Annotated in this window: 25 protein-coding genes and 3 pseudogenes; 15 read left to right on the top strand and 13 right to left on the bottom strand. The window is 65.3% G+C overall.

Annotated features, from left to right (window positions below):
- The first annotated feature begins 44 nt into the window (after positions 1-44).
- Positions 45-707, top strand: a complete 663-nt coding sequence (locus B9C43_RS46920) for a response regulator transcription factor (protein ID WP_084433865.1) — start codon at positions 45-47, stop codon at positions 705-707.
- On the top strand, positions 704-1852 hold the full coding sequence (locus tag B9C43_RS46915) for a sensor histidine kinase (protein WP_033390075.1): 1149 nt from the start codon (positions 704-706) through the stop codon (positions 1850-1852). The genes B9C43_RS46920 and B9C43_RS46915 overlap by 4 nt, the downstream gene beginning before the upstream one ends.
- Positions 1853-2125: 273 nt before the next feature.
- On the opposite strand, the pseudogene B9C43_RS59055 reads toward B9C43_RS46915, so the two are convergent.
- Positions 2126-2224: pseudogene (locus B9C43_RS59055) on the bottom strand (IS5/IS1182 family transposase); the annotation flags it as partial.
- 86 nt (positions 2225-2310) lie between these two features.
- On the opposite strand from B9C43_RS59055, the gene B9C43_RS46910 reads away from it, so the two are divergent.
- Both B9C43_RS46910 and B9C43_RS46905 read left to right on the top strand, forming a co-directional pair.
- Positions 2311-4482, top strand: coding sequence for a hypothetical protein (locus tag B9C43_RS46910; RefSeq protein ID WP_084433864.1), 2172 nt, complete (start codon positions 2311-2313; stop codon positions 4480-4482).
- A 17-nt stretch (positions 4483-4499) separates the two neighbouring features.
- Positions 4500-5636 carry a S53 family peptidase gene (locus B9C43_RS46905; protein ID WP_235039249.1) on the top strand — a complete coding sequence of 379 codons (1137 nt, stop codon included), beginning with the start codon at positions 4500-4502 and terminating at the stop codon, positions 5634-5636.
- A 58-nt stretch (positions 5637-5694) separates the two neighbouring features.
- Here B9C43_RS46905 and B9C43_RS46900 read toward each other — a convergent pair whose 3' ends face one another.
- Entirely contained in the window at positions 5695-6357 is a 663-nt protein-coding gene (locus tag B9C43_RS46900; protein WP_084433784.1) for a hypothetical protein, read from the bottom strand.
- On the bottom strand, positions 6354-6878 hold the full coding sequence (locus B9C43_RS46895; protein ID WP_033390073.1) for a SigE family RNA polymerase sigma factor: 525 nt from the start codon (positions 6876-6878) through the stop codon (positions 6354-6356). The genes B9C43_RS46900 and B9C43_RS46895 overlap by 4 nt, the downstream gene beginning before the upstream one ends.
- Before the next feature lie 140 nt (positions 6879-7018).
- On the opposite strand from B9C43_RS46895, the gene B9C43_RS46890 reads away from it, so the two are divergent.
- Complete coding sequence (locus tag B9C43_RS46890) at positions 7019-7882, top strand: hypothetical protein (RefSeq protein WP_084433783.1); 864 nt, start codon at positions 7019-7021, stop codon at positions 7880-7882.
- A 511-nt stretch (positions 7883-8393) separates the two neighbouring features.
- Positions 8394-8606 carry a hypothetical protein gene (locus B9C43_RS56220; protein WP_143447084.1) on the top strand — a complete coding sequence of 71 codons (213 nt, stop codon included), beginning with the start codon at positions 8394-8396 and terminating at the stop codon, positions 8604-8606.
- A 31-nt stretch (positions 8607-8637) separates the two neighbouring features.
- Here B9C43_RS56220 and B9C43_RS46885 read toward each other — a convergent pair whose 3' ends face one another.
- A complete protein-coding gene (locus tag B9C43_RS46885; RefSeq protein ID WP_160097220.1) occupies positions 8638-10131 on the bottom strand; it encodes a M1 family metallopeptidase in 1494 nt (497 codons plus the stop codon).
- Between the two features lie 206 nt (positions 10132-10337).
- On the opposite strand from B9C43_RS46885, the gene B9C43_RS57945 reads away from it, so the two are divergent.
- Positions 10338-10484, top strand: a complete 147-nt coding sequence (locus tag B9C43_RS57945) for a hypothetical protein (protein WP_200826019.1) — start codon at positions 10338-10340, stop codon at positions 10482-10484.
- 163 nt (positions 10485-10647) lie between these two features.
- Here B9C43_RS57945 and B9C43_RS46880 read toward each other — a convergent pair whose 3' ends face one another.
- Complete coding sequence (locus B9C43_RS46880) at positions 10648-10950, bottom strand: hypothetical protein (protein ID WP_143447083.1); 303 nt, start codon at positions 10948-10950, stop codon at positions 10648-10650.
- Between the two features lie 123 nt (positions 10951-11073).
- Between B9C43_RS46880 and B9C43_RS59795 the strand changes: the two genes are divergently transcribed.
- Entirely contained in the window at positions 11074-11202 is a 129-nt protein-coding gene (locus B9C43_RS59795) for a hypothetical protein (protein WP_268811622.1), read from the top strand.
- 89 nt (positions 11203-11291) lie between these two features.
- On the opposite strand, the pseudogene B9C43_RS57940 reads toward B9C43_RS59795, so the two are convergent.
- A pseudogene (locus tag B9C43_RS57940) lies at positions 11292-11432 on the bottom strand (IS5/IS1182 family transposase); the annotation flags it as partial.
- A 261-nt stretch (positions 11433-11693) separates the two neighbouring features.
- On the opposite strand from B9C43_RS57940, the gene B9C43_RS46870 reads away from it, so the two are divergent.
- Positions 11694-12068 carry a peptidase inhibitor family I36 protein gene (locus tag B9C43_RS46870; RefSeq protein ID WP_160097218.1) on the top strand — a complete coding sequence of 125 codons (375 nt, stop codon included), beginning with the start codon at positions 11694-11696 and terminating at the stop codon, positions 12066-12068.
- Positions 12059-12919, top strand: coding sequence for a hypothetical protein (locus B9C43_RS46865; RefSeq protein ID WP_084433779.1), 861 nt, complete (start codon positions 12059-12061; stop codon positions 12917-12919). The genes B9C43_RS46870 and B9C43_RS46865 overlap by 10 nt, the downstream gene beginning before the upstream one ends.
- Positions 12920-13554: 635 nt before the next feature.
- Here the strand turns inward: B9C43_RS46865 and B9C43_RS46860 are convergent.
- Positions 13555-14811: a hypothetical protein gene (locus B9C43_RS46860; protein WP_143447082.1), complete on the bottom strand. Its 1257-nt coding sequence runs from the start codon at positions 14809-14811 to the stop codon at positions 13555-13557.
- Between the two features lie 127 nt (positions 14812-14938).
- Entirely contained in the window at positions 14939-15196 is a 258-nt protein-coding gene (locus tag B9C43_RS46855; protein WP_084433777.1) for a hypothetical protein, read from the bottom strand.
- A 655-nt stretch (positions 15197-15851) separates the two neighbouring features.
- On the opposite strand from B9C43_RS46855, the gene B9C43_RS46850 reads away from it, so the two are divergent.
- The gene (locus B9C43_RS46850; RefSeq protein ID WP_084433776.1) at positions 15852-16649 is read left to right on the top strand and encodes an arginase family protein; all 798 of its coding nucleotides are present in this window, start codon (positions 15852-15854) and stop codon (positions 16647-16649) included.
- Positions 16650-16920: 271 nt separating this feature from the next.
- On the opposite strand, the gene B9C43_RS46845 is transcribed toward B9C43_RS46850, so the two are convergent.
- The 3 genes from B9C43_RS46845 to B9C43_RS57935 all read right to left on the bottom strand — a co-directional run bounded on the left by B9C43_RS46845 (position 16921) and on the right by B9C43_RS57935 (position 18976).
- Positions 16921-17772 carry a hypothetical protein gene (locus B9C43_RS46845; RefSeq protein WP_143447081.1) on the bottom strand — a complete coding sequence of 284 codons (852 nt, stop codon included), beginning with the start codon at positions 17770-17772 and terminating at the stop codon, positions 16921-16923.
- 302 nt (positions 17773-18074) lie between these two features.
- Complete coding sequence (locus tag B9C43_RS46840; RefSeq protein WP_160097216.1) at positions 18075-18704, bottom strand: nucleoside deaminase; 630 nt, start codon at positions 18702-18704, stop codon at positions 18075-18077.
- An 8-nt stretch (positions 18705-18712) separates the two neighbouring features.
- Entirely contained in the window at positions 18713-18976 is a 264-nt protein-coding gene (locus B9C43_RS57935; RefSeq protein WP_200826030.1) for a hypothetical protein, read from the bottom strand.
- Positions 18977-19036: 60 nt separating this feature from the next.
- Between B9C43_RS57935 and B9C43_RS57165 the strand changes: the two genes are divergently transcribed.
- Positions 19037-19252 (top strand): helix-turn-helix domain-containing protein, encoded by a 216-nt coding sequence (locus tag B9C43_RS57165; RefSeq protein ID WP_160097214.1) that lies wholly within the window; start codon positions 19037-19039, stop codon positions 19250-19252.
- 85 nt (positions 19253-19337) lie between these two features.
- Here B9C43_RS57165 and B9C43_RS46830 read toward each other — a convergent pair whose 3' ends face one another.
- Positions 19338-19934, bottom strand: a complete 597-nt coding sequence (locus tag B9C43_RS46830; RefSeq protein ID WP_033390049.1) for a TetR/AcrR family transcriptional regulator — start codon at positions 19932-19934, stop codon at positions 19338-19340.
- Between the two features lie 94 nt (positions 19935-20028).
- On the opposite strand from B9C43_RS46830, the gene B9C43_RS59050 reads away from it, so the two are divergent.
- From B9C43_RS59050 to B9C43_RS46820, 3 genes are read left to right on the top strand one after another with little or no spacing between them, the layout of a single operon-like run.
- A complete protein-coding gene (locus B9C43_RS59050) occupies positions 20029-20406 on the top strand; it encodes an amidohydrolase family protein (RefSeq protein ID WP_235039248.1) in 378 nt (125 codons plus the stop codon).
- Positions 20309-21004, top strand: coding sequence for an amidohydrolase family protein (locus B9C43_RS59045; protein ID WP_327224976.1), 696 nt, complete (start codon positions 20309-20311; stop codon positions 21002-21004). The genes B9C43_RS59050 and B9C43_RS59045 overlap by 98 nt, the downstream gene beginning before the upstream one ends.
- Positions 21001-21855 carry an alpha/beta hydrolase gene (locus B9C43_RS46820; protein ID WP_084433772.1) on the top strand — a complete coding sequence of 285 codons (855 nt, stop codon included), beginning with the start codon at positions 21001-21003 and terminating at the stop codon, positions 21853-21855. The genes B9C43_RS59045 and B9C43_RS46820 overlap by 4 nt, the downstream gene beginning before the upstream one ends.
- 195 nt (positions 21856-22050) lie before the next feature.
- Here B9C43_RS46820 and B9C43_RS56195 read toward each other — a convergent pair.
- A pseudogene (locus B9C43_RS56195) lies at positions 22051-22383 on the bottom strand (TrkA C-terminal domain-containing protein); the annotation flags it as partial.
- Between the last annotated feature and the right edge of the window lie 220 nt (positions 22384-22603).

The following is a 22603-nucleotide window of genomic DNA, read 5'->3' as shown; positions in this document are numbered from 1 at the left end:
GGTCGGGGACACTTTGGAAACCACCCGTCCGGCAGGATCGTGGTGTGCGTGTACTCATTGTCGAGGACGAGAAGGTTCTCGCCGACCTGCTGGCGTCCGGTCTGAGGTCGGCGGCACTCGCCGTCGACGTGTGCTACGACGGCCTTGCGGCCCAGGAGAAAATCACTGTGCACCACTACGACGTGGTGGTGCTGGACCGTGACCTGCCGGGACTGCACGGCGACCGGTTGTGCGCCCAGCTGGCGGCCGACGCGTCCCGCACCAAGGTGCTGATGCTCACCGCCGCAGCCTCCCTGGACGACAAGGTGAACGGCTTGGATCTCGGGGCCGACGACTACCTGACCAAACCGTTCGAGTTCCCCGAACTGCTGGCCAGGACACGGGCGCTCGGCAGGCGCACCCAGCCGTCGCTGCCGCCGGTGCTCACCGGCTCGGGTGTCGCACTGGATCCCGCTCGGCGGCAGGTTTCCCGCGACGGGCGGGCTGTGCACCTGGCCCCCAAGGAATTCGCCGTGCTGGAGATCTTGTTGCGTGCGGGGGGTGCCGTGGTCAGCGCCGAACAGCTCCTCGAAAGCGCGTGGGACGAGCACGCCGATCCGTTCACCAAAGCCGTCCGCGTCACCATGTCCAAGCTCCGCAGCAAACTGGGCGAGCCGGCGGTGATCCAGACGGTGCCAGGAGTGGGCTACCGGATCGATCCCTCATGACCGTCCGCGCTCGTATCGCTCTCCTCTACGGCGCGCTGTTCCTGGTCGGCGGACTGGTCCTGGTCTCAGCGGTGTATCTGCTGGTGCGCAACGACCTGACCACCCAGCTGTCCGCCGCCGTGACCAGGGTCATCCCGCCCGAGGGTCCGGTGACCGGAGCGACACGAGGACCGTCGGTGCACCTCGGCAACACCGACGAGATCGCGAAGATCTCGCAGGAGACCGTGCTGGCCAAGCTGCTCGTGGTGTCCTTGCTCGCGCTGGCCCTGCTCGTCGTGCTGGCCGCCGTGGCCGGGTGGTGGATATCGGGTCGTGTGCTGCGTCCGGTGCACCGGATGAGCGAGCTGGCGCGGCGGCTGTCCTCGGACACCCTGCACGAGAGGATCGCCCTGAAAGGTCCTCAGGACGAACTGAAGGAGCTCGCCGACACCCTCGACGGCCTGCTCAGCCGGCTCCAGGCGGCCTTCGAGAGCCGGCGCCGGTTCATCGCCAACGCCTCCCATGAGCTACGGACGCCCTTGACCGTCCAGCGTGTGGCCGCGCAGGTTGGTCTTTCCGACGTGACGGCCGAACAACACGTCCATGCACGTGAGCAGATCCTGACGGCGAACCGGCGCAGCGAGCGGTTGATCGACGGACTGCTCGTCCTGGCACGCAGTGACCTGGCCATGGCACAGCGCAAACCGGTCCCGCTGCAGGACGTGGTGAAGTCCGAACTGGCCCAGCACACCAGGTGGGCGACCGCGAACGACATCACAGTCCACACACGGCTGGATGACTGCTTCGTCCAAGGAGATCCAGTGCTGCTCCCACAGCTTGTCGGCAACCTTGTCCGCAACGCGATCGAGCACAACACCCGCCCCGGTGAGATCGAGGTCTCGACCGATCGCGCCGGCCGATTGCGGATCAGCAACACAGGACCGATCATCGCGCCGGAGCACCTCCCGGCGCTGTTCGAGCCCTTCACCCGCGGGGACGAACGCACCGCTCGTGGCGAGGGCTCCGGTCTCGGCCTGTCCATCGTCCAATCGATCGTCCAGGCACACGAGGCGGACTTGGTGGTGCACGCACGCGACGGTGGAGGACTCGACGTCGAGGTCAGCCTGGCGATGGCTGAGCCGCTCCCGACCGGCCGACGTTCTTGACGATCCGCTTGCCAGTCAGCTGACGCTGCCATGGAGCTGACCAAACCGAACCTCCGGAAGCGGCTGTATGGCGCAAACAACTGGCCGTCACCCCCGTGCCGTGGCCGGAACACCCCGAATACCCCAAGATCGACCGCAACCTGTTCGACATGATCCTGGGCTACGAAACCGTGTACCGCCCAGGATGGGCGCTGACCACCGAACTGGTGCTCAAGATCAAGGCCGCGGTCGGCGGCACGCTGTCCCCCGACGCGGCCAAAGCCCTGGCGTCGTTCCTCTGCCTTGCGGACGTGGATCAAACCCCGGGATCAACGGCTGCGCCAACGCCTGCAGCTCGTCCGGCACCAACCGCCGCGACAGATCATCAACCACGAGGACCGGTCCCAGACCTTCGTGATCTTGGCAACCTCTTCCGGTCCGTGGCCGTACTACAGGCGAACCCGACCAGTCATGGAGAGATGCCTGTGCGAAAACTCCTCGCTGTATTCACCGTCACGGTGGTGGCACTGAGCAGTCCGATTCCTGTCAGTGCGCAACCAGCGACGTCGCGGACGGACACCGCGTTGTTGATCACCGGCGACCGGATCACCGTGCGGACGGGCGCCGACGGGCGCCGGACAATGATCGTCGAGCCGGCTGCCCAGAGTGGGCCAGGCCGTGTGCTGGTACACGTCGGCATCGGGCGCAAGTCATATGAGATACCCGCAGTCGCCTTGCCCTACTTGGGCAAAGGCCTCGATTGGAGTCTGTTCGACGTCGAGAGCATTCTCGAGGCACAGCAGAGCGACCGTCTGGTCGTGCGGACCGGCAATGGCGGGACCCGGACCTTCACCGCTGACTCAGCGAGGGATTTCGGTGCCGAGCTCACTCGTCGGTACGTTGACGATCACAAACGGGGCAGTTTCGGAAACCTTGAGTCGTCGATGAGTATGGTGACGGACATACCGGATCGACCTGCCAGACCGGCACACGTGATGCGCACGTTGACCGTTGCGGCCAACGGGGTCGAAGGCGAACCGAACACCGGCGGCACGGCGGTCGTCTACAACGTCGACGACGGTAATCTCTTCGACATCAACGAGTTCAGCAACGTGCTCGTCGACGGCACCGCCAAGTTCAGCGTGCCAGAAGGACAGTACATTGTCCTCGGGCTGTTTTTCGATCCCGATGCCAACGGCGACCAGACCGCATTGCGTTATGTCGTCGAGCCGGAAGTGACAGTCGACGGCGACAAGACCGTACGGGTCGACGCCGTGCGCGCGGCCAGCAAGGTCACGTGGGAAACGCCCCGGCCGGCACTGCTCGAAGACGGCGGTTTCCTGCTGCGCCGCGAACCGGTTACCGGTCCGGCGCTGACGGTCGACGTGACCTCCGGACCAGGTGTGCCCGTCTGGGTTTCCCCGACGGTCAAGCCTGTCACTACCGGGAATCTGCAGACCTATCCATACAGCCGGCTCAGCTCGCCGCCCGGCCCGGGAACGCCGTACGAGTACCAGTTGCAGCAAGCGGCCACGGGCGTCATTCCGGAGCAGCGCTACCGGGTGGAGCCACACCACCTGGCAACCGTCGACGCCAACTACTACTCCGAACTGGCCTCAGTGGGGGCGCGGCAACGTGCGGGCGCCTATCCCTTCGAGGACACCAACGTCCGTTCCAGTCACCAGATCGTTCTGCCGCGCAGGCAAACGGAGTACGTGTCGGCTGATCCGCAGATCGTCTGGTACGGCGGGCTGGCCAAATACACGTCACCGCTGTTTCCTTCCTGGTTCGGCGGACAATACGAAGCCGCGCACGCTTACCATGCAGGCCAGGCCCTGCGCGAGGACTGGAACCGCTTCCCGTTGCACCCGGCCGGCGAGATGAACCTGCTCCCAGCGGTGCAGGCGTTGTGGCCCGTGGTCCCGCCGGCCACTCGCAACGGAGACGTCCTGCGCCTGCAGCTGACCCCGTTCAGTGACAACCAAGCCGGTCACACCGGGTTCGGATACGCCGGGGAGTCCCGGGACAAGATCACCGGCGCATACCGGATCAGCCGGAACGGCGTCACTGTGGCCAGTGGTACGCCGTCACCGGGGATCGTCGACTTCCGGACCGAGACGACCCTCGATCCTGCTCCGGGTGAGATGAAGCTGACCTTGGACGCGTCTCGCGAAGGTGCGATGTACCTGCGGTCCACCGCGAGCCGCACAGAGTGGATCTGGCGGTCGCAGCACGTCGAGGGCGCCGCGTTGCCCCAGCCGTTCGCCTGCACGCTGACAGGGGGAGACGCTGAGCCCGATCGCCGGTGTGCGGTCGAACCGTTGATGACGCTGCAGTATCTGGTCGGAAATCTCGGTCTGAACGGTGTTGTGCCAACGGGTCCGCAGACCCTGGACCTCAACGTGGGGCATGTCCAGCTCGCTCCGGCGTCGCCGATCACGGCGGCGACGGTCGAGTTCTCCCTGGACAACGGCACGACATGGCAGCACGCTGCCGTTGCGGCGCAGGGCAATGGCTCCTACCGGGCGACGTTCAACGCGACACCGCCGTCCTTCCGTGGCGCCGACGTGTCGTTGCGGGTGACCGCCATGGACGCCGACGGCGGTCAGATCAGCGAAACCGTCACGCGCGCCTACAAAGTTTTCGGCTGAGCAAAGGACGACCGACAGTGAGAAGTCTTTTCGCCATTCCGATCGCAGGCCTGTTCGCCGCACTGATCCTGGCTCCGGACGCGCAGGCGAGTCCCCGCACCGGGCCGCTCTGTCCGGAGCCGGCGCCGGGTTTCGTTCGCTGCCTGAGCACCTACGGCTCGCAGCACGCTCTTCACAGCCCGGTTGGTGGTCTGAGCGCCCACGATCTGGCGTCCGCGTACAGCTTGCCTTCCAGCGGTGGTGCCGAGACGCTGGTCGCCATCTCGATCGCCTATGACGCACCGAATCTCGAGGAAGACCTCAACGTGTACCGCCGTGAATACGGGCTCGGCGAGTGCACGTCCGCCAACGGGTGCTTCCGCAAGGTCAACCAGAACGGCGACCCAGGGCCGTTGCCTGTGACGCAAGCCGGCTGGGCTGTCGAGTCCACACTGGACGTCTCGATGGTCTCAGCGGCTTGTCCCACGTGCAAGATCCTCGTGGTGGAGGGCAATTCCGCCGGCTACGCCGACCTGGCCACCACCGTGGACACCGCTGTCCGGCTCGGCGCGACGGTCGTGTCCAACAGCTACGGTGCCCGGGAGAACGGCCTGGCCCTGACCTATGCCCGCAGTTACGACCGCTCCGACGCCACCATCGTCGCTTCCTCCGGCGACTCCGGCTTCACGGCAACTTCGTTTCCCGCTGTCTTCGGCTCTGTGGTCGCAGTGGGTGGTACGACACTGACCAAGGACGACAGTCCACGCGGCTGGGCAGAGTCGGCTTGGGCCTACGGAGGCAGCGGCTGCTCGGCCTACATCGCGAAACCGAAGTGGCAACAGGACAAGAACTGCGCCAACCGAACCACTACGGACGTTTCGGCCGCCGCCGAGAACGTGCTGATCTACAACGCCGACGCTGGCGGCTGGTTCCCTGTCAACGGCACCAGTGCCTCTGCACCATTCATCGCAGGACTGTACGGGCGGGTCGGCGCCAACCCTAGTCCCGGCTCGCTGTACCAGCGCGCAGACGCTCTGCACGACGTGACCACTGGCGCCAACGACAGCGGCGGCACGGGAACCAAGTGCGGTAAAGACTATCTGTGCACCGCTCAACAAGGGTATGACGCCCCGACGGGCTTAGGCACGCCGAACGGCCTGGCCGCGTTCGAATAGGCGGGTCCGAACAGGAGAACAGACCGGGAAGTGGTTCAGGACCACTTCCCGGTCTGCTCTATTTCACGGGCAACGGTTTGCCGGCCGCATCGTAGCCAGTGATGTCCGTGAGCATGGTCGTGGACGGCACATCGGCCAGCGGAAACCAGAAGATCTTGATGTCCGGTCTTTGCGGCCACACCACCAGCCGGGCTGTCACCGTCTTCGTGCCGACCATCCCGGTGATCTTCTCGGCCGGTCCGGCATAAGCTCCGAACGCCGGAAAAACCTGGCCTTCGAGCATGCCCCGATAGAACGCGCGCAACGGCGCGGACTGCGGGACGGTCGGTGCCATCACGCTGTCCAGCAACTCGCCCGACGCCGACCGGTGCGCGGCGACGAGAGTGAACTCCTCCGGGCCACGGCTGCCGTCATCGGCCACCGAGTAGATGACGATCTCCCCCCGCGCATCCCACATGCCGGTGCTGACGAGGAAGCGGCCATCGGTTGTTTGCATTGCCGGGTCCATTCCCGGTGGCGCATCGCCGAACGGCAACCCGATCAGGGTGACGACACCGATCACGGCTGCTGCTGTGGTCGTCGCGATACCTCCCACGATGAGCGCTTGCCGCTTACGGCGGATTCGCCTGCCTCCGGCCATGATCGCCTCGGCGTCGAGCGGACCGTATCCGATCGCTGGGTGGGTGTGCATCGCCGCGCGAAGCTCGTCGAGCTCTTTCATGGCCGCTCTCCACAGTTCGGCGTGCTGGAACTGATCTGGTCGCGTGGAGTGATCGTGATCCGCAACTTGCTGAGAGCTCGTGAGTTCATACTCTTGACCGTTCCTTTGGAGACTTTCAGTTCCCTGGCGACCTCGGCTTCGGTCAGGTCGAAATAGTGGCGGAGCACCAGGATGACGCGTTCCCGCGGTGTCAACGAACCAAGTGCCTCGATCACCCAGTCCTGCTGGACGACGTCATGGGCGAGATCACGCGGCGTTGGATGGTCGGGGACATCGCCGACGGCGTGCTCGCGAATAGGCCGCCGCCAGCCGTCGACCACATGATTGGCAAGGATCTTGCGGGTGTACGCGTACGCGTTCTCTATCCGGATGCGGTTCCACACGGCATAGGTGCGCATCAAAGCCGTCTGGGCGGCGTCCTCCGCCAGATGGCGATCACCGAGGAGCAGGTAAGCCGCGTGCTGCAGGCGTGCCGAGTTCATCCGTACGAATTCGACGAAGCTGTCATCAGTCCATCCCATTGACGCTCCTGACATCAATCACACCGCTCCATACGGGTGAGCGGCGCGAAAGGTTGCCGTCCCCCGGTGCGAACTTCCGGGGCGCCCCGCCCGTCGTTCCCGGCGCAGGAGGTAGTCACAGCGACAGGGAGCAGGAATCAATGACGCACCGTCTGACCATGATGGCCACCGCGCTCACTGGCACCGTCTTGGTGCTGGCTGGCTGTGGGGCGCAGAGCGGGACGCCCGCCGGCCCGGCAGGTCCGGCCGGCGCGGAGCCGGTCCGTGACCGTGCGCTCGCCGCGCAGGTGCAGGACCAGCGCAGGCAGGCCCAGAACATGATCGCGGATTGCATGAAGCAGCAGGGCTTCACCTACGTGCCGCACGTGCCGGCGGCGTCCGCGACGCCGTCCGCACCGAGCATTCGCGGGCAGCATCCCGCGCTGGTGGCCTACGAGGACCTGAAGACGTTCCGCCAGAAGTACGGGTTCGGCGTCTACGCAGCCGACGTCTACCCGCAGGATCCGAATGTCGCGCCGCGGCAGCCGGCGACTACACCGAATCCCAACGACGCCGTCAAGGCTGGCCTGGACCCAGCCGCCAAGGAGGCCTACAACAAGGCACTGCACGGCGTGGGCAAGGGCAATGGCGGGTGCGTCAACGACTCGATGAAGGCCGTCTTCGGCGACACACCCGCAGACGACGCCGCCAAGCAAGCCCAGTCCCGCCAGACGCAGTCGGCGTTCGAATCCGACCCGGGTGTGGTTCAGGCCGCCAACGCGTACGCTGCCTGCCTCGGCAGCAGGGGACACAAGCTCAGCTCGACCAAGCCGGGCATGATCGAGAAGAGTCTCCACCAGGCCCTGGTGACTGCCCGCGGCCAGGGCAATCTGACAGGTGACGCCGCGCGTACCGCGCTGGACAACGAGATCCACCAGGCGATGGACGACCTGGAGTGCGGCAAGGACTACTTCGTGGCAGCCAAGCCGTTCGTGACCAAGTTGCGCGAGAGCGGCGTCGGCTGACATGTGGTGCCGGGGACTTCGTGGCAGGAAGTCCCCGGTGATACATACCTCCGCCGCCGCATCCAGCGACGTCAACGCTGGCTCACGCTCGCGGTCTGCGCGATCACCGCTGCCCAAGCCAAAACCCGTTCACGACCTTCACACTCGGCCATCGCCTCATCGAGCGACCGCGGCTGAGGCACAGCCCTCACCAGCTGTGAACCACGACTCGACATGACCGCACAATGTCCACATCTGGGCAATAGCGGACGTCATCTTCGAGAAGAACGGACACTGACCTCGGTGACACCGGCGTGCTGCTGGAGCTGTTCAGTGAGCTTGGCGATCTCCGCGGTGAGCATCCGTAAGTGCTCCTCGTCTCGGTGGCCATCTCTCAGACTCTCGCACATTTCGGGCAGCCGTCGGAACCGGCATGACCGGTGGTTACCAACAGCGAGGACTCTGCGCCCACATCAGGCTGACAATCCACTGTCCAATGTAGTCGAACATTGGCGGCCCTTCGAGTTGTCGCGTGGCCGACGGTGTTACGACGTCGGGGTCGTTGACTTCTGGTCCACAGAAGTCCACTGTGGACCAGAAGTTCATGCGTCACCACTCTGAGCTGGACCCTTACACCACGCGCGGCGTCGTGCTGCGTGGCGGGCCCGGGCCGTCATCAGGGTGGCCTGGCCTCGGCTCCGCTGTGCTGATGCACGTCTTCGACCGGTTCTACAGCCGCCGGTGACAAGCGTGCCGGGTTCACGGTCCTGGCGTGTTTATTCGGCTGGAACTGTTTGAAGAGCGGCTAAGTGGTCGTGCGCCTCCTGGGTCAAGAGTCGGCTGTTGGCCGTGATCTGCTGGTACGACTTGGGTTCCGGCTTGGCGGTGGCCGGTCCGTTGGGGCCGGTCGCGGGCCGTTCCCCGGCGAAGAGCCAGGCCTGGAACAGGGCGTCGAGGTCGGCGCCGGAGATTTGTTGCGCGTGGGCGATGAAGCCGGCTGTGGTCGGTACGCCATCGATTTGCTGTGCGCTGGCCCAGGTGCGCATGATCCTGAAGAACGTGTCGTCGCCGACCGCGGTGCGAAGCGCGTGCAGTGCCAGCGCTGCCCTGGTGTAGACCGGGAAAGCCGAGTTGCTGTTCGGGTCGGGGTTGGCCGGCGGGTGCTGCCACTCCGGGTGGCCCGTGGGGAACTGGTCGTAGTAGTACTGGGCCAGTTCGGCTGCTGTGCCCAGGCCTTCGTGCTCAGACCAGAGAAATTCCGCGTAGGTGGCGAACCCTTCCGACATCCACCGGGTGGTGAGGCTGATCGGGTTGACCGCGTTGCCGTACCACTGGTGCGCGTTCTCGTGCGCGACCATCGAGGCGTTCGCGCCACCCTGGAAATAGCTGCCCGCATAGATCGGCCGTGTCGCGGTGGCCACGACGTTGAAGAACGCCGAGTCCACCACACCGCCTTGAGCGTTGTACGGGTACGGACCGAACCAGTTCGACAGTGCCTGGACGATCTCCGGCGTGCGATCGACCGACGCGCGGGCCGGTGCGTTTAGGTCGCCGAGGTCGGTGCTGTACGCGGTGACCACCGGCTGTCCCGTCGGCGACGAGGAGGTCCGCAGGTCGTACTGGCCGATCGCCAGAAGCGCCGACTGGGCGACCTGCGGCCGAGTGCCGCGCCAGGACCACTGGTCACCACCGGGCACCGCGATGGGGCCGCCGTACTGCAACGCGCCGCTGGCCATCGCCTCGGTGCCACGTGGCACGGTGACCGACACGTCGAAGGTCGCTCGGTCCGCCGGGTTGAACGAACTCGGGTACCACCAGGCAGAACTGGCAACTGCGACCGCTCCCGTGGGAGAGTGGCGCCATCCCCAGCCGTGCTCCGGATGCGGAGGATACTTGGCCGGGTTGTCGCGGTAGCGGACTACGACGAGCAGGTCAGCACCAGCCGCGACCGGCGGTTTCGGGGTCACGGTGAGCTTGCCGTCTTTGGCTGTGAACGCGGCTGGTTCGTTGTTCACCGAGACCGACGAGACGCCGAGCAGCAAGTGCAGGTCGAACTGCGACACCGTGCGCGTGGCGGTCGCCAGAATGGTGGTGACCCCGGACAGCAACTCGGGTTCCGGCTGGTAGCGCAGGTTGACGTCATAGTGCGTGACGTTGATGCCTTCGTCGGTGGGCGATGCCTCGGAAGGCACTGCGGTCGCGTTGACTGCTAAGCCGAACAGGAGTGAAGCGAGTAGTACCGACGCGCCGACGTAGACCGCCCGTGTCATTCGCGAACCTCCTGGCAGCCAGCGGATTTCAGTGGGCCCGCAAGCTATCGGCAGGCGGCTAAGCGCGGGATAAGCACGTCGTACCGGTAGGGCCGCCCGATCAGTCCGACGGTCGGGGTTCGGGGTGTCAGGCATCCGTCACCTCCGCCGCTCCGGGTGCGACGGAAGTTGCGGTTCGGCGGCTGGCTCGTCCGAACATCTGCCTCTTGATCATCTTCACACGGTTGACATGGCCCTCGACCGGGCCGGAGTTCCACAGCAAACGCAACAAACAACTGCGCGACCAGGTCGCCGACCTGACCGAGCGTCTGGAAGCCGCCTACGGCGAGATCCGCCGATCGCGCATCGGCTAACCACAGCGTTAAGTGCCTGTGTTCAAACGTTTTGCTGTCGCGGTGTGCTCGCACCGCGCTCAACGGCCACTCGGTCGTTTGAGCAGCCATGTTCTGACCATCCCGGTGGTGTCACCGGCGACGACGATCGACGCGTCACGCGCGAACCGGTCGGGCGCCACGGTCACCTGGCAGGTCCAGCCTGCACGTTCCGGAGTGAGTCCAGGTATTCGATGACCTTCTCCTGCGGCGGAGAGGTGCGGGGGACCTTTACGCGGGTGACTTCCTGAAGCTGCTTGTCGGAAGTACAGACCTTGTGGAGCCAGTCGACCTGGACTTGGTCCACGGCGGGTGCCGTGGGGCTCTGGGAAGTCGCGCTGCTGGCCGGTGGTGCGGTCGGGGGCGTCGAGCAGGATTGCAGGACGGGTACGGCGGTCAGCAGCACGGCGCCGACCAGGTATCGCCATGCTCGTGTCGGGGGTTTCATGGGTGCCCCTTCGTCCGCTGTCGGCACGACGGTGTGATTCTCGTTCTCCTCGGGTGCTTTCCGTGGCGGTTGGCCGGTTGCGGTCAAGGGAAACCGCTATCCCGGTGACGGCGCTGACACGACGTGCCATCCGCCTGCGGCACCGCAAAGCAACGACTACGCATCCTCCGCAACTGCCGCCACAAAGGCCGCGCCGTCTACTACGCGACCAGCGGGATCGCGCTCATGCGCAACCTCGCGATGACGTTCTGACCGGCCGCCGCTCAGCAAGCCACTGTCCCGACAAAGTTCTTGATCATTACGGGACAACCTTTGGAGCATGTCTCACGTGGTCGATTTGTGAGTTTCTTGAAGCAGGTCAGTGCTGCAGCGAGGGTGAGGAAGCCGCAGAAGAGGTTGGCGTGGCGTTCGTAGCGGATGGTCAATCGTCGATAGCCGAACAGCCAAGCCACGGTGCGTTCGATGGCCCAGCGGTGGCGGCCGGATCGCGCATGTCAGCCGGCCCACGACGTGCGGCTGCAGTAGCGGTTCGCCGCCGGTGATCACCACCAGCTCGGCCGGACTGGCAGCGAGCCAGGACAGGATGTCGTTGCCCGCAACCGGGTCGAGGTCGCCTCATGGACCTGGCGGACACGCTTGATGAACTCCTGACACCACTCCAGGCCGGCTACAGGCCGGCACCAGGCGTCCCCGCCATCGTCGGTTCCCGAAGCGAACAACCTGATGATCAAGGAGGGACGACCATGCGGTCCATTTTTGTGCGGCTGATCGCAGCGGCAGCCGTAGCGGGCACCGTGACAGTGGGCGCAGCCAGCACGGCAAACGCCCACGGGCCTTGCCGGGCAGGGTTCTTCTGTGCGTTCGACGGCAACAACTACTCCGGCGAGCTGCTGGAGAGCAATGCCCCGGCCGGAAGCGACCACATCTCTGTGGCCAGGGACCGGGTGAACTCGGGGATCAACCACACGGCCAACTACTGGTGCGCTGTCAACGACGGGTTCCCCGGAGATCAGACCATCTGGAGCTTCGCTCCGGGGTCACACGTGCGGACAATGGGTGCGCAGTACAACAAGACGGACTGGTTCTACGTCCGGACGCGCGCTCAGCAATGCGACTGACAGGCTCCGGCGGGCGGGTGACGGGTGGGCTGCTGGGGCTCACCCTGATCCTGTCCGTGGGCGGCTGCGCCGAGGCCGGCGACACGCCACTCACCGCCGAGGAGAAGGCGGCCGCGATCGTCCTGGCCGAAAAGCTGGACCAGGCCCTGCCATCGGCCGAGATGCGGGCGATCGAGGCCTGTATGGCGGGGCGCGGATTCCGGTTTCCGCCCGCTGAGCTGGCCCGGCCACCGGCTGACAACGGCGGCTACGGCACCCGGCTGGCCACCGGTCCGCGCCCGCAAGACGATCCCGACCTCGCGGTGCGGAGCTATCTGCACACCTTGCCTCCGGCACGGCAAGGCGAGTACTGGGAGACCTTGCGCCCTGCGGGCTCGCCCATGGCCGAGTTGACTCTTCCCGACGGGACTGTCGTTCGGCTGGCGACCGAGGGGTGCGAGGCGGCAGGCCGGGCACACGTCTACGGCTCCGTGCAGGACTACTTGCGGATCACGATGTTTCCCACCGCACTCGCCTCCGCCGCGCCCGGCATCGCGTCCGAGCCGGATGTCCAGGCGTCGCTGGCCGTCTACGCCGGGTGCATGTCGGCTGCCGGCTACCCGGTGGCCAGCCCCAGCGAAGCCCTGAAGCTGGCCCGGGAACGGTTCGGTTCCCGGGCACCGTCCGCTCCCGCGGACCAGGCCGAGCGAGCGATGGCCGCCGCCGACCAGGACTGCCAGCGGCGCAGTGACATCCAGCAACGCTTGAAGTCGGTCATGGCGGACAAGGCCGCGGCGTGGCTCAGGTCGGCGAATCCGGACATCCACCGGCTGGTCCAAGCCAGGCAGGACGCGATCAGCAGGGCCAGGTGATCAGCGGGCGGGAGATCGTCTAGTCGTCGTCCTTCTTCGAGCGGAGTGTCACACGTTGCTTGGGATCAAGGACCGTGCCGCCTTGGGGTTCTGCTCCACGACGACCCAGTTGCGGTCGAGCACGAGACTTCGCTCGTGCTTCCAGGCTGGGCAAGCGTGCCGTGATCGAACCGTGAGAGCACAGGCGTGCACCATCTTGAGCGAATTCGATGGCGTTGAGCAGTTGGCCATCCCAGTAAGCGACAAGGCTTTGAAGGGCACGGACCCATGCCTTCATTCCATTGTGGCCAGCCAACTCCGCGCACATGAAGGCCGTGTACGCGTGAGTGTGTGCGGCGCTGTGGTAGCCGAGGTCAAGGCAGGCGTGTGCTTGCAGACCGCTCAATCAGCTTGCTGTCAGATAGAGCTCTCGCATCTGGTTTGGAAACCTGTTGTTTTCCAACAGCTTGACGAAATCGCCGCGTAGCTCACGGATATCCACGAAGAGTTCCGACAGTGGCGTGGGTGGTCGAGTTCCACGATCCGGCACTGGTCGGTATGTCCGGTTTCCCGGACCTGCTCGCAGACTGATCCCGGCAGGGCGTGCACCAGGCACGCCCTGCCGGCCCGTGGTTGCGACTTCAGCGGCAGAGCACTTAGTTCTCGTACTCGAAATCCACGGTGTCTGAGCTTCTTCCCGACTCGTCGATGGCGCGCACCTTCAGGATGTTGAAGCCTGAGTGGGGTGGGGTCAGGGTCACCGTTGCCGTGCCGCCCGGTGTTGTGGCGAGAACCTTGTTCGGGCCGTCGAAGGGCTCCGGGCACACCACGATTCCGTGCCGGCCGTACGAGCAGCCCGATTCAGACATGATGCCCCAGGTGTACTGGAACCCGCGCGTGTCGAGGTTGCCGTTGCCGTCGAACGTGAACTGGTTGGGAGCGTCGGATCTGACGGTTGGTGGTTGGGGATCCGTCTTGTCGACAACGAACGAACAGGTCGTCGACCAGGCGGATGTCGCAACGCCATCAGAGACGCGCACCTGCCACGAGTATGTCCCCTCGTCGGCCAAGAAGCCGTCCGGAACGTTGACGGTGCCCGCGAACGTCGTACCGCCATTGGCGTCGGTCAACACCAAGCGGGCAGCGGGATCGTCCAACGGCCACACCGCGAACTCGTACGTGAGCTTCTCTGAGTCATCCTCGTCAGGGTCGGTCGCCAGTGCCTGCAGTGAGCCATGACGGGCGCCCACTCGCCGGTACGGCGCCGTCGTGTCACACGGGAAGCCCGCGTTGTACTGGTACTGCGGCAGAATCGACGGCGCTGAGTTGTACCGCACGGTCAGGGTGACGCCTCTGAGCCACTTGAGGGTGCGGCCATAGCTGGGGTCACCCTCGACATCCGCCGGGACCCGGATCTCGAACGTCACGCGCCCCTGCGCCGCCATCGCCGCGGACACGTTGAAGGCGAACTCTCCTGGGCAGTAGTCCGAGTTGCGTGACTCGTCGAGCTTGCGCAGCCCAGTCGGGCGGGTGTGCCACGTCGGTGTCGCGGTCACCGGCGTGGTCTGCCAGACCTCGATGGCCCGCTTCGTGCAGTCGGCGGCACTGGCCTCCCGAATCCCCATCGAGCCGCCAAGGACATCAGCGCCCGCAAAGCCCGACAGGTCAAAGGTGGCGTACACCCGCGACACGTGCTCGCCGCCTTGCTCGTCCCGCCACGCGCCGAGCGGCATGTGCTGCCACTCGGTCAAGTCGTACGCCACGTCCGGCGTCGCCGAGTCGGCATACCCGATCTGCACGGAGGGCGGCGACAGGTAGTGCGGTGCAGCGCTAGCCGTACCGACGGCAAGGCCGAACGCTGTCGCCACCGCTGTCACCGCAGCCACGCCTCTACAGATACTTTTCACGATCATTCACGGTCCCCCGTATGTGACTTCAACTGACAACACGCCGAGATTGCTACGCGCAGTGGGTGCCGGGGAGGGGTTTCCCGTCGACTGCGGCAGTGGGAACGGGCAACCGCCGCGGTGCTGGAAGACGTCATCGGCGAGTTCGACCCCGAAACTGTCGGTGCCCGAGGGGCGTCAGCCCCCAAGGCTTGACGATCGACAGGACGACTGCGAACACCGCGAGTGCCGGGGAGACCATCGCCAGATATGGGGTGACACCGAGCGTGGCACGGACCTCGGCGAGCGGGCGTCCGGCCTCGGCAACTGCGTGACCGTCGACCGGGATGTCCTGCCAGGCGACGATGGGCAACACCATCAGCACGAGCATGGTGGCGAACTTCGTCGCCACCCATAGCCGCGGTGTGGTCCTCGCCGGCGGTGGCGACGGTGCGCCTATCTCTACTCGGTGGCGTTCAGCCCGGATGGGCGGACGCTGGCTACCGCAAGTGACGACCGCACAAGATATAGAGAGCGATCACGGCCGCAGCAAGCTCATCGGCATCGCCGAGGATACCGAGAACTCGGCCCACGCGCGCGGGCCGATGAGTTCCTTCAGTCCACATTCGACAGTGTCGTTGCCCGTCATTCGTTGCCACCCGGCGGAAAGAACCCGCCATCCCCATGGGACAAACACGGTGCCACATACGCGGCGGCGTACTACTTGTGCGACTTCGGGGCTCCGCAGGACATCCGCAAGGCGTTGTTCGCCTACAACCACGGGACTGGTACGTCGACAACTCGGGCCGTGATCTTGTACGGTCAACGCCGTGATGCGTGTGCGTGACCTCTCACGGCTGAGTGTTGTGCTCCTCAGCCGTCGGGTGGAGGTGCCCGTGCACACGTGTGAGATGCAGCGCTTGCTGCGGCAGAACCGAGCGGGATGGACCGACCTGTCGTCGTGCTGATCGACGAGGTCGCCCTGCGCTGACATGCGCAGGACGCACACATTCGATGGTGTGCAACGGCAGTCCTGGGAACTATCTCGTTTACTCGGAGAAACAGTCATGACGACAGTGCTATGCGTGCCGCAATGGCAAGGATCTGCCTCGGAAAGGGCGCCGCTGCTGGCCTCGGGGGCACGCCGAACCGCTGAGCTCCTGCGGGCGGACACCGTGGTGTCGGTGCCGATTGCGGGCGGCAGCGACGAAATCACCGACGACATCACAGACGGGATTCGCGCACGCGGGGTATTGGTCGAGAATCTGAAGCTGACCGGCGATGTGCTGGCGGAGATCGATGACTTCGTAATCACCGTAGGTGGTGACTGCGGGGTAGATATCGCACCGATCGCCGCCGCTCGCCAGCGCTACGGCGACCAGCTGACGGTGCTGTGGATCGACGCGCATCCCGACGTGTACGGGCCAGGCGACCTACCGTCGGGCGCGTTCCACGGCATGGTTGTGCGCACGCTGCTCGGAGACGGGCCCGCCCTGCTGACTCCGGCGCAGACGTTGGCTCCAGCACAAGTGATTCTCGCCGGAGTCAGGGCCGGCGGTGCCAGCGAACGTGAATACCTCCGCACGACTGGCTTCCGTGTGCACGGCGTCGACCAGCTGGAGAAGGCGTTCGACGGACTTTCCGGCCCGACGTATGTCCATGTCGACCTGGACGTGCTCGATCCCACCGAGTTCGGTTCGGTCTGCTATCCCGAACCAGATGGTGTCCGGTCGTCCCGTCTGGTCGAGCTGCTCTCACAGCTGGACAATGTCGTCGGCGCGGCGATCACCGAACACGCCCCGGTCGGCGACAACCCCGGCGAAGCCGACATCATCCGACGCCTTGGCGCCGCGCTTCACCGGTGAGACCGACAGTCCGACGCAATGCCGAGGCACCAAGGCCGGTGGTCGACTACAGCGGAAAGAAACCTCACCAAAGGTGATCAGTTGCCTCGGAAACCGCAGGACGCGCATCTCCAAAAGATCATCTCAAGGCGGAAGGGACACGTGTGTAGTTTGCGCGCAAGAATGACAGTTTCCGCGTTCACATGACAGCTGCCTGATGTTCGGTCAGATACCGCGGACAGAGGTCGGTCGCGGCATGTGGGCGGGCCTGGTTCCGCGGCGGCGCTTCCAGTCAGTGTGAGGACGACGTCAATACTCGGGAAGCCTGGGCGGTGAGGTCGCTGAGTTGATTGACGGCCTCTGCGAGTTCGTACCCGATCTCCAGTTGGGTCCACAGATGTCGGAGAGCGGTGGACAGGTCCGAGGCCGTGTGAAACCTTCTGATCGCCATATCGAGGTCACGCAACCAGCCGTCCATGTACGGATCTGCCCTCACGAGCTGCACCATCTCGTCGATCTGAGCCGCGAGTGGTGGGGCCAGCCATGTCCCACCGGTCTCCAGCAGCCGACTGCGGACGGTCGTGTTGAGGAAGGACCAGTGAGCTGAAACCTCCGCGACAACGGGAACGGCCTGCCTGCCTGGCTTGATGGCCGACCTGAAATCCGCCAGTGCCTTGTCCAGCGTTCCGCCGGACACCAACTCACGCAACGCACGCAGGCTCTCTTCGTCCTGGGTGCTGTCCCACTGCCTGATGGCCTCTTGCGCCGCTCTCTCCACTTTCAGCAGCTCGGCCTCAGCGTCACGCAGGTCGCTCAACGGGCCGGGATGCAGTCTCGGGGCAGCTGAGGCAAGGTCCTCGACGACCGTTGTCGCCAGACGTTGCGCCGCTCGCGCCTCCACCGCTTCTGCCTGCGTCAACCCCAACCGCTGCAGCACGATCAACGCAAGCGGAACACCGAACAATACCGCCGTCAACGAGGAGAACACGTTGGTGATGAACGGCTTGCTCGACCAGAACCCAGCCTGATCTCCCCACCACCCCAACCCGAGCAGCACAACGCCGACGCTCCACAGTGCCAGCCATAAAACCCGCAACCCAGCAGGGGTTTCTCGCCACATCCCACGTAGCCACCGCACAGTCACACCGACTCTCCCGTGACATCGGAAGGTAAGACGCTACCGGCTCAACCGCTGATGCCTGTCAGCCCACAACGGTCAAACTTGCGTTTCCGCAAGATTGACGGAACTCGGCGGCTTGTTGGCGGTGTGGCGTGTCTCTGGGGAGCAGGGTCCGCGCCATGAGTGCGAACCCCTTATGTGGCAACGATCTTGACTGGTTCTTCCGCTGGGGAACACGTGGGTGTGCGATATCGGTGTAGTGAGGGTCGGTTCGTGGATACGGTGTTGAGTCAACTCCAGATCGCGGACGCGACAGTCACTGCACGTTAACCGTCGATGCGGTGCTGTCGGCGCTGCGCCGCACTTACGACCTGATGCCAGATCGGCCCAAGGGCCTCCTGCAGTGTCGCGGTTCGCAGCTGCTGTGGTGCGATCGCGTCGAGCAGGTCGATCGTCTCCGGCTCCAGGCCTCGTGCCCGCACGAGCATTGGGGCGCTCGCACCGGAGTACGCGCGCACGCCCTCCAGGAATAGCACGTTAGCCACGATCAGCCAGTGCCCCTCCACACCGCTCGGATCGGGTCCAGGCTGGTCATCCGAGGGATCCGGAGCCACGAACCGGACACTCCCCACGCCGGTGAACTCGCACGCCGCCGCGCACATCGCGCACGGTTGGTGGGAACTCCAAAGCGTCATCGTCGACATATCCGCGCTGGTGGCAATACGAGCCAGCGCGTTCATCTCCGCATGGGCGATCGGGCTGCCCTGCAACCGGTCATCACCGCCGGGCGGGTCGTACGCCCGGTTGCGGCCTTCCGCGACCAACTCGCCATCGAGATCAAGCACCACGGCACCAACCGGCAGCCCACCGCAAAGCAGCGACTGATGCGCAAGCTCCAGGCTCCGGCAGACACCAAGACCACCGTCACCCCACGCAGAACTCAAGTCCAAGGCCATAGCGCACATCATGGTCGCGCCAGCGGCAGTTGGGGCCCGATGACAGAGAGAAGCTGTAGTTTCTCATAGCTTTCGCTGCCGAGGATGGCGGTGTAGACGAGAAGCATGCGACTTCGGCGAGCAAGCCGGCGCACGAACTGAAGCTGGCTTTCGCGCGAAGGGAATGCTCGGTAACCCCGCAGCCCATCACCGGTCACAACATCGCCGTCAGGGTCGATGTGTTCGACGAATACCTCCCAATCCTTCCGGCACGGGTTACGTTCGTTGTCCACAAAGCACGGCGGTCGGCTGCTTGTCGTGACCACAGCGACGCACCGACCGCGGTGCCGCTGGTGGAGACCTTGCGCGTGTTCCTCGACCATGGCCGCCGCCCCCGCCCGGCAGCCACCGCACTGGCGATGCACGTCAACACGCTCTATCAGCGACTGGCCGCAGGCGACCGCCTGCTCCGCGAGAGCTGGCGTTCCCCGCAGCGGGCGCTGGAGTTGCACATGCTCCTGCACCTCTCCGCGGCAAGCGGTCCGCCGGATGGGCCGGAAGGCGGCTGAATCTGGTTGGGTGATGTCGGGATCGGTTGCTTGACGGGCGGCCGACGCGCCCAAGACCGCCACCGCGCCCTGTGCGACGCCCTGCTCAAGGCCCCGGGCATGTCCGTGGAACGGATTGGCCCTTGCTCATGCGCAGGAGCAAGGCGACCGCGTCCTCCGAGTGGCCTGCCGGAGTCAGGACCTCCTGGAGGAGCAGGCCACGAATCGCGGCAATGGTGACGGTGGCCATAGTCAGCGCTTCCTTGGCGTCGAGCCCTTCGCGTTCCGCGAGCGAGGCCAGCATCTTGGTCAGGTCGTCGAGCGAGTCGATGAACTCACGAAAGTCCTCTGGGCTGTACGCGGCCAGCCCTACGACGTGAAAGAAGCCGCGGACACGCGACAGCTGCTCCGGGCGGGTGTACGCCCGCCAGATCGCCACGACGAAGTCGTCAAAGGTGCCCTGCTGGGCGGCCTCAAAAAGCGTCTCGTTGTCACGAGATCGCTGTGCCTTGAGCATGGCTGCCAAGACGCCCGGGAGTGACCCGAAGTGGTATCGCAGGAGGGCGTGGCTGGTCTCGGTCCGGGCGGCGATCTCGCGGAGCGACACCTCCGGTGAGGGAAGGGCCTCGTCGAAGGCGTCGAGAAGCCGAGCCAGGAGCCGCTCGCGTGCGTCGCCTTTGCGTTCCGCGCTTGACAAGATCACTCCCGCAGTTTATCCATTGGAAAAGAAGGGCTGGCGGTGCCGTGTTGCGTCACACATGGTCGCAGCCAGCTCGCAACGGTGGAGGGAACGACTCGTGGGACGTGTTCAGGTAGTCGGCGCGGCGGTCGTCGACGGATCGGGTCGCGACCCAGTCGACGTTGACGTCAGCATTGAAGACGGGCATGTCACCCAGGTCGGTGCCTCCGGCGCACACGGCGAGCGCCTAGAGGCCGGAGGCCTGACGATGACGCCCGGCCTGATCGACGCTCACGTCCACTTGGGCTTGTCGAGCCCGATCCAGCCGCAGTTCTCGTTTCGGATAAGCGCCGCCGAACTCGCGGCGGACATCTTCGCCACGGCCGGCGCGACGCTCGATGCCGGCTTCACCACCGTTCGCGACACCGGCGGGGTCGACGGCGGCCTCGTCACCACGATCGCGAAGGGCAAGGTCAGGGGGCCGCACCGTCGATGAGATCGCCGTCGCTGTCCAGGAAGCCGCGGCGCGGGGCACCTACGTGACTGTTCACGCCCACAACAACGACGGCATCCGGAACGCGGTCGAGGCCGGGGTGCGTTGTGTCGAGCACGGCACCGACCTCGATGCGTCCACGGCCACCCTGATGGCCACTCGCGAGGTCGCCCTCGTGCCCACGTTCGCCGTCGTCGAGCAACTGCTGCACGACACCGCTGGAGCGGGCCTCGACGAATCGACCCGCGATCGTGTGATGGGTGTTCGTGAGCGGATGACCGAGGCGCTCGCTGTCGCCAAGGAGGCCGGAGTACGGATCGGGCTGGGTTCCGATCTCATCGGTCCGGCTCAGAACCGTCGAGGCGAGGAGCTCAGGCTGCGCGCAAAGCTCGAAACACCGATGGAAGCTCTCGTGGCGGCCACCAAGACCAACGCCGAGATCCTCGGCCTGTCCGGCCAAGTCGGTGTCATCGCTCCCGGCGCGCAGGCAGACCTCGTGTTGTGGAACGGCAACCCGGTCGAAGACCCGGAGCTGTTCGCTGATCCCGCCAATGCCGTCCTCGTTCTCAAGGCCGGCCGAGTTGTGAAGGACCTTCGATGAGCACCATGTGGCAGGGCTGCCTCGCCGACACCGACTATTTCGAGCTGCGTTCCAGCGGAGGGCACGACTACGGCGTCTGGGTCACCACGCCACCGGGCTACGACCCCGCCACGACGCAGGCGCCTGTCGTGTACGTGCTCGACGGCAACTGGGCCGTGGGCATGACGGCTCCGCTCATCGTCACCCAGAAAGACCCCATGCACCAGATCCAGCCCTACATCCAAGTCAGCGTCGGCTACGCAGGCGAGGAAGCACAGCACTGGGATCGGCTGCGCAACAGAGACCTCGTGCCGCCTGGCGAGCCCATCGCCAAGGAGCTCATCGATGCCGTGGAGATGGGATTTCAAACGGGCGCGAGGACACGCGAAGAAACCGACGCCTACCTCGCCGAACTACGCGACACCCACGCCGATGCGTTCCTGAGCTTCCTCACCGCGGAACTGCACTCGCGGATCGAACGCGACTACGGCACAGCCACGAGCGGCCACGGCCTTTTCGGTTACTCCTACGGCGGACTTTTCAGTCTCTACACGTGGCTCACCGGCTGCACGCTCTTCGAGAGCATCGGAGCGGGCAGTCCCGGCGTCGCCAGTGAAGACAGTCAGGTCTTCGCCCAGCTTCAAGAGATGGGTGACAGCCAGCCTGCCGTCAAGCTTCACGTGACCCTCAACGACCGAGAGCTTCTCGGAGACCTGGCCATTTACCAGAGCCTCACGAAGAACACGGCCACCCTCCTGCACCGCCTCACCTCACGCAGCGGAGCCGTCACCAGCGCGGTCCTGCGCGAAACGCATGTGACCGGCCTGCAGGCTTCGTTCCTCAGCTACCTCAGGACCTGCCGTGCCCTGTAAGTGCGATCACCGGGTGTGCTTCAGCAGAGAGGGCGACGATGTGACAGCGAGACATTGGCCGAGCGCGTTCCAGGTATCGACGTCGGCCGATAGCTTTTACCTCACGATTGGAACGAGCGGCAACCAGTTCAAGAACGCGCCGGTCGTGGGCAGCTGATGACGGAGCTGATCAACCAGTGGAGAACGGCGCTGCAGTCAGGTGAGGTTCGCGAGTCGTTCGAGGTCCGGAGTCTTGCCCGCGACGATGAGCACGTCACCTTTCTGTACAAGGGTTTCCGCAGTGGCGTAAGTGAAGCCTTCGCCGGGGCGTTTGATACCGACTACGGTGACGTTGTACTTGCTTCGTAGGCTGCTGTCGCCCAATGTCCGGCCGACGGCTTCGTCGGGTGTGCGGGTTTTGGCGATGGCGTAGTCGTCTTCGAACTCGATGTAGTCGAGCAGGCGGCCAGTGACCACGTGTGCGACGCGTTCACCCATCTCGTGTTCGGGAAGCACGACGTGGTGCGCGCCGACGCGTTGCAGGATGCGTTGCTGTCACACAGACCGCGGAGGTCGCCGTGAACAGAGCTGTGACCAGACGGGCCGACTCACCCGCCGCGGTTGCGAACGGGAGGCTGAGCAGAAAAGTGCCGAACAGGACTGCGCCACCAAAGCCGATGACCACCGTCCGGGCGGGGTGACTCTTGATGGGCCGCATGCCCTTCACCGACGCCATCGCGATCCTCCCCTTGATCGTTGGCGCAGCATA

Source organism: Kibdelosporangium aridum (assembly GCF_900176515.1).
GTDB classification, from domain to species: Bacteria; Actinomycetota; Actinomycetes; order Mycobacteriales; family Pseudonocardiaceae; genus Kibdelosporangium; species Kibdelosporangium aridum.
Note: the sequence above shows the minus strand (reverse complement) of the source record. Positions and strands in the feature narration are given on the sequence as shown.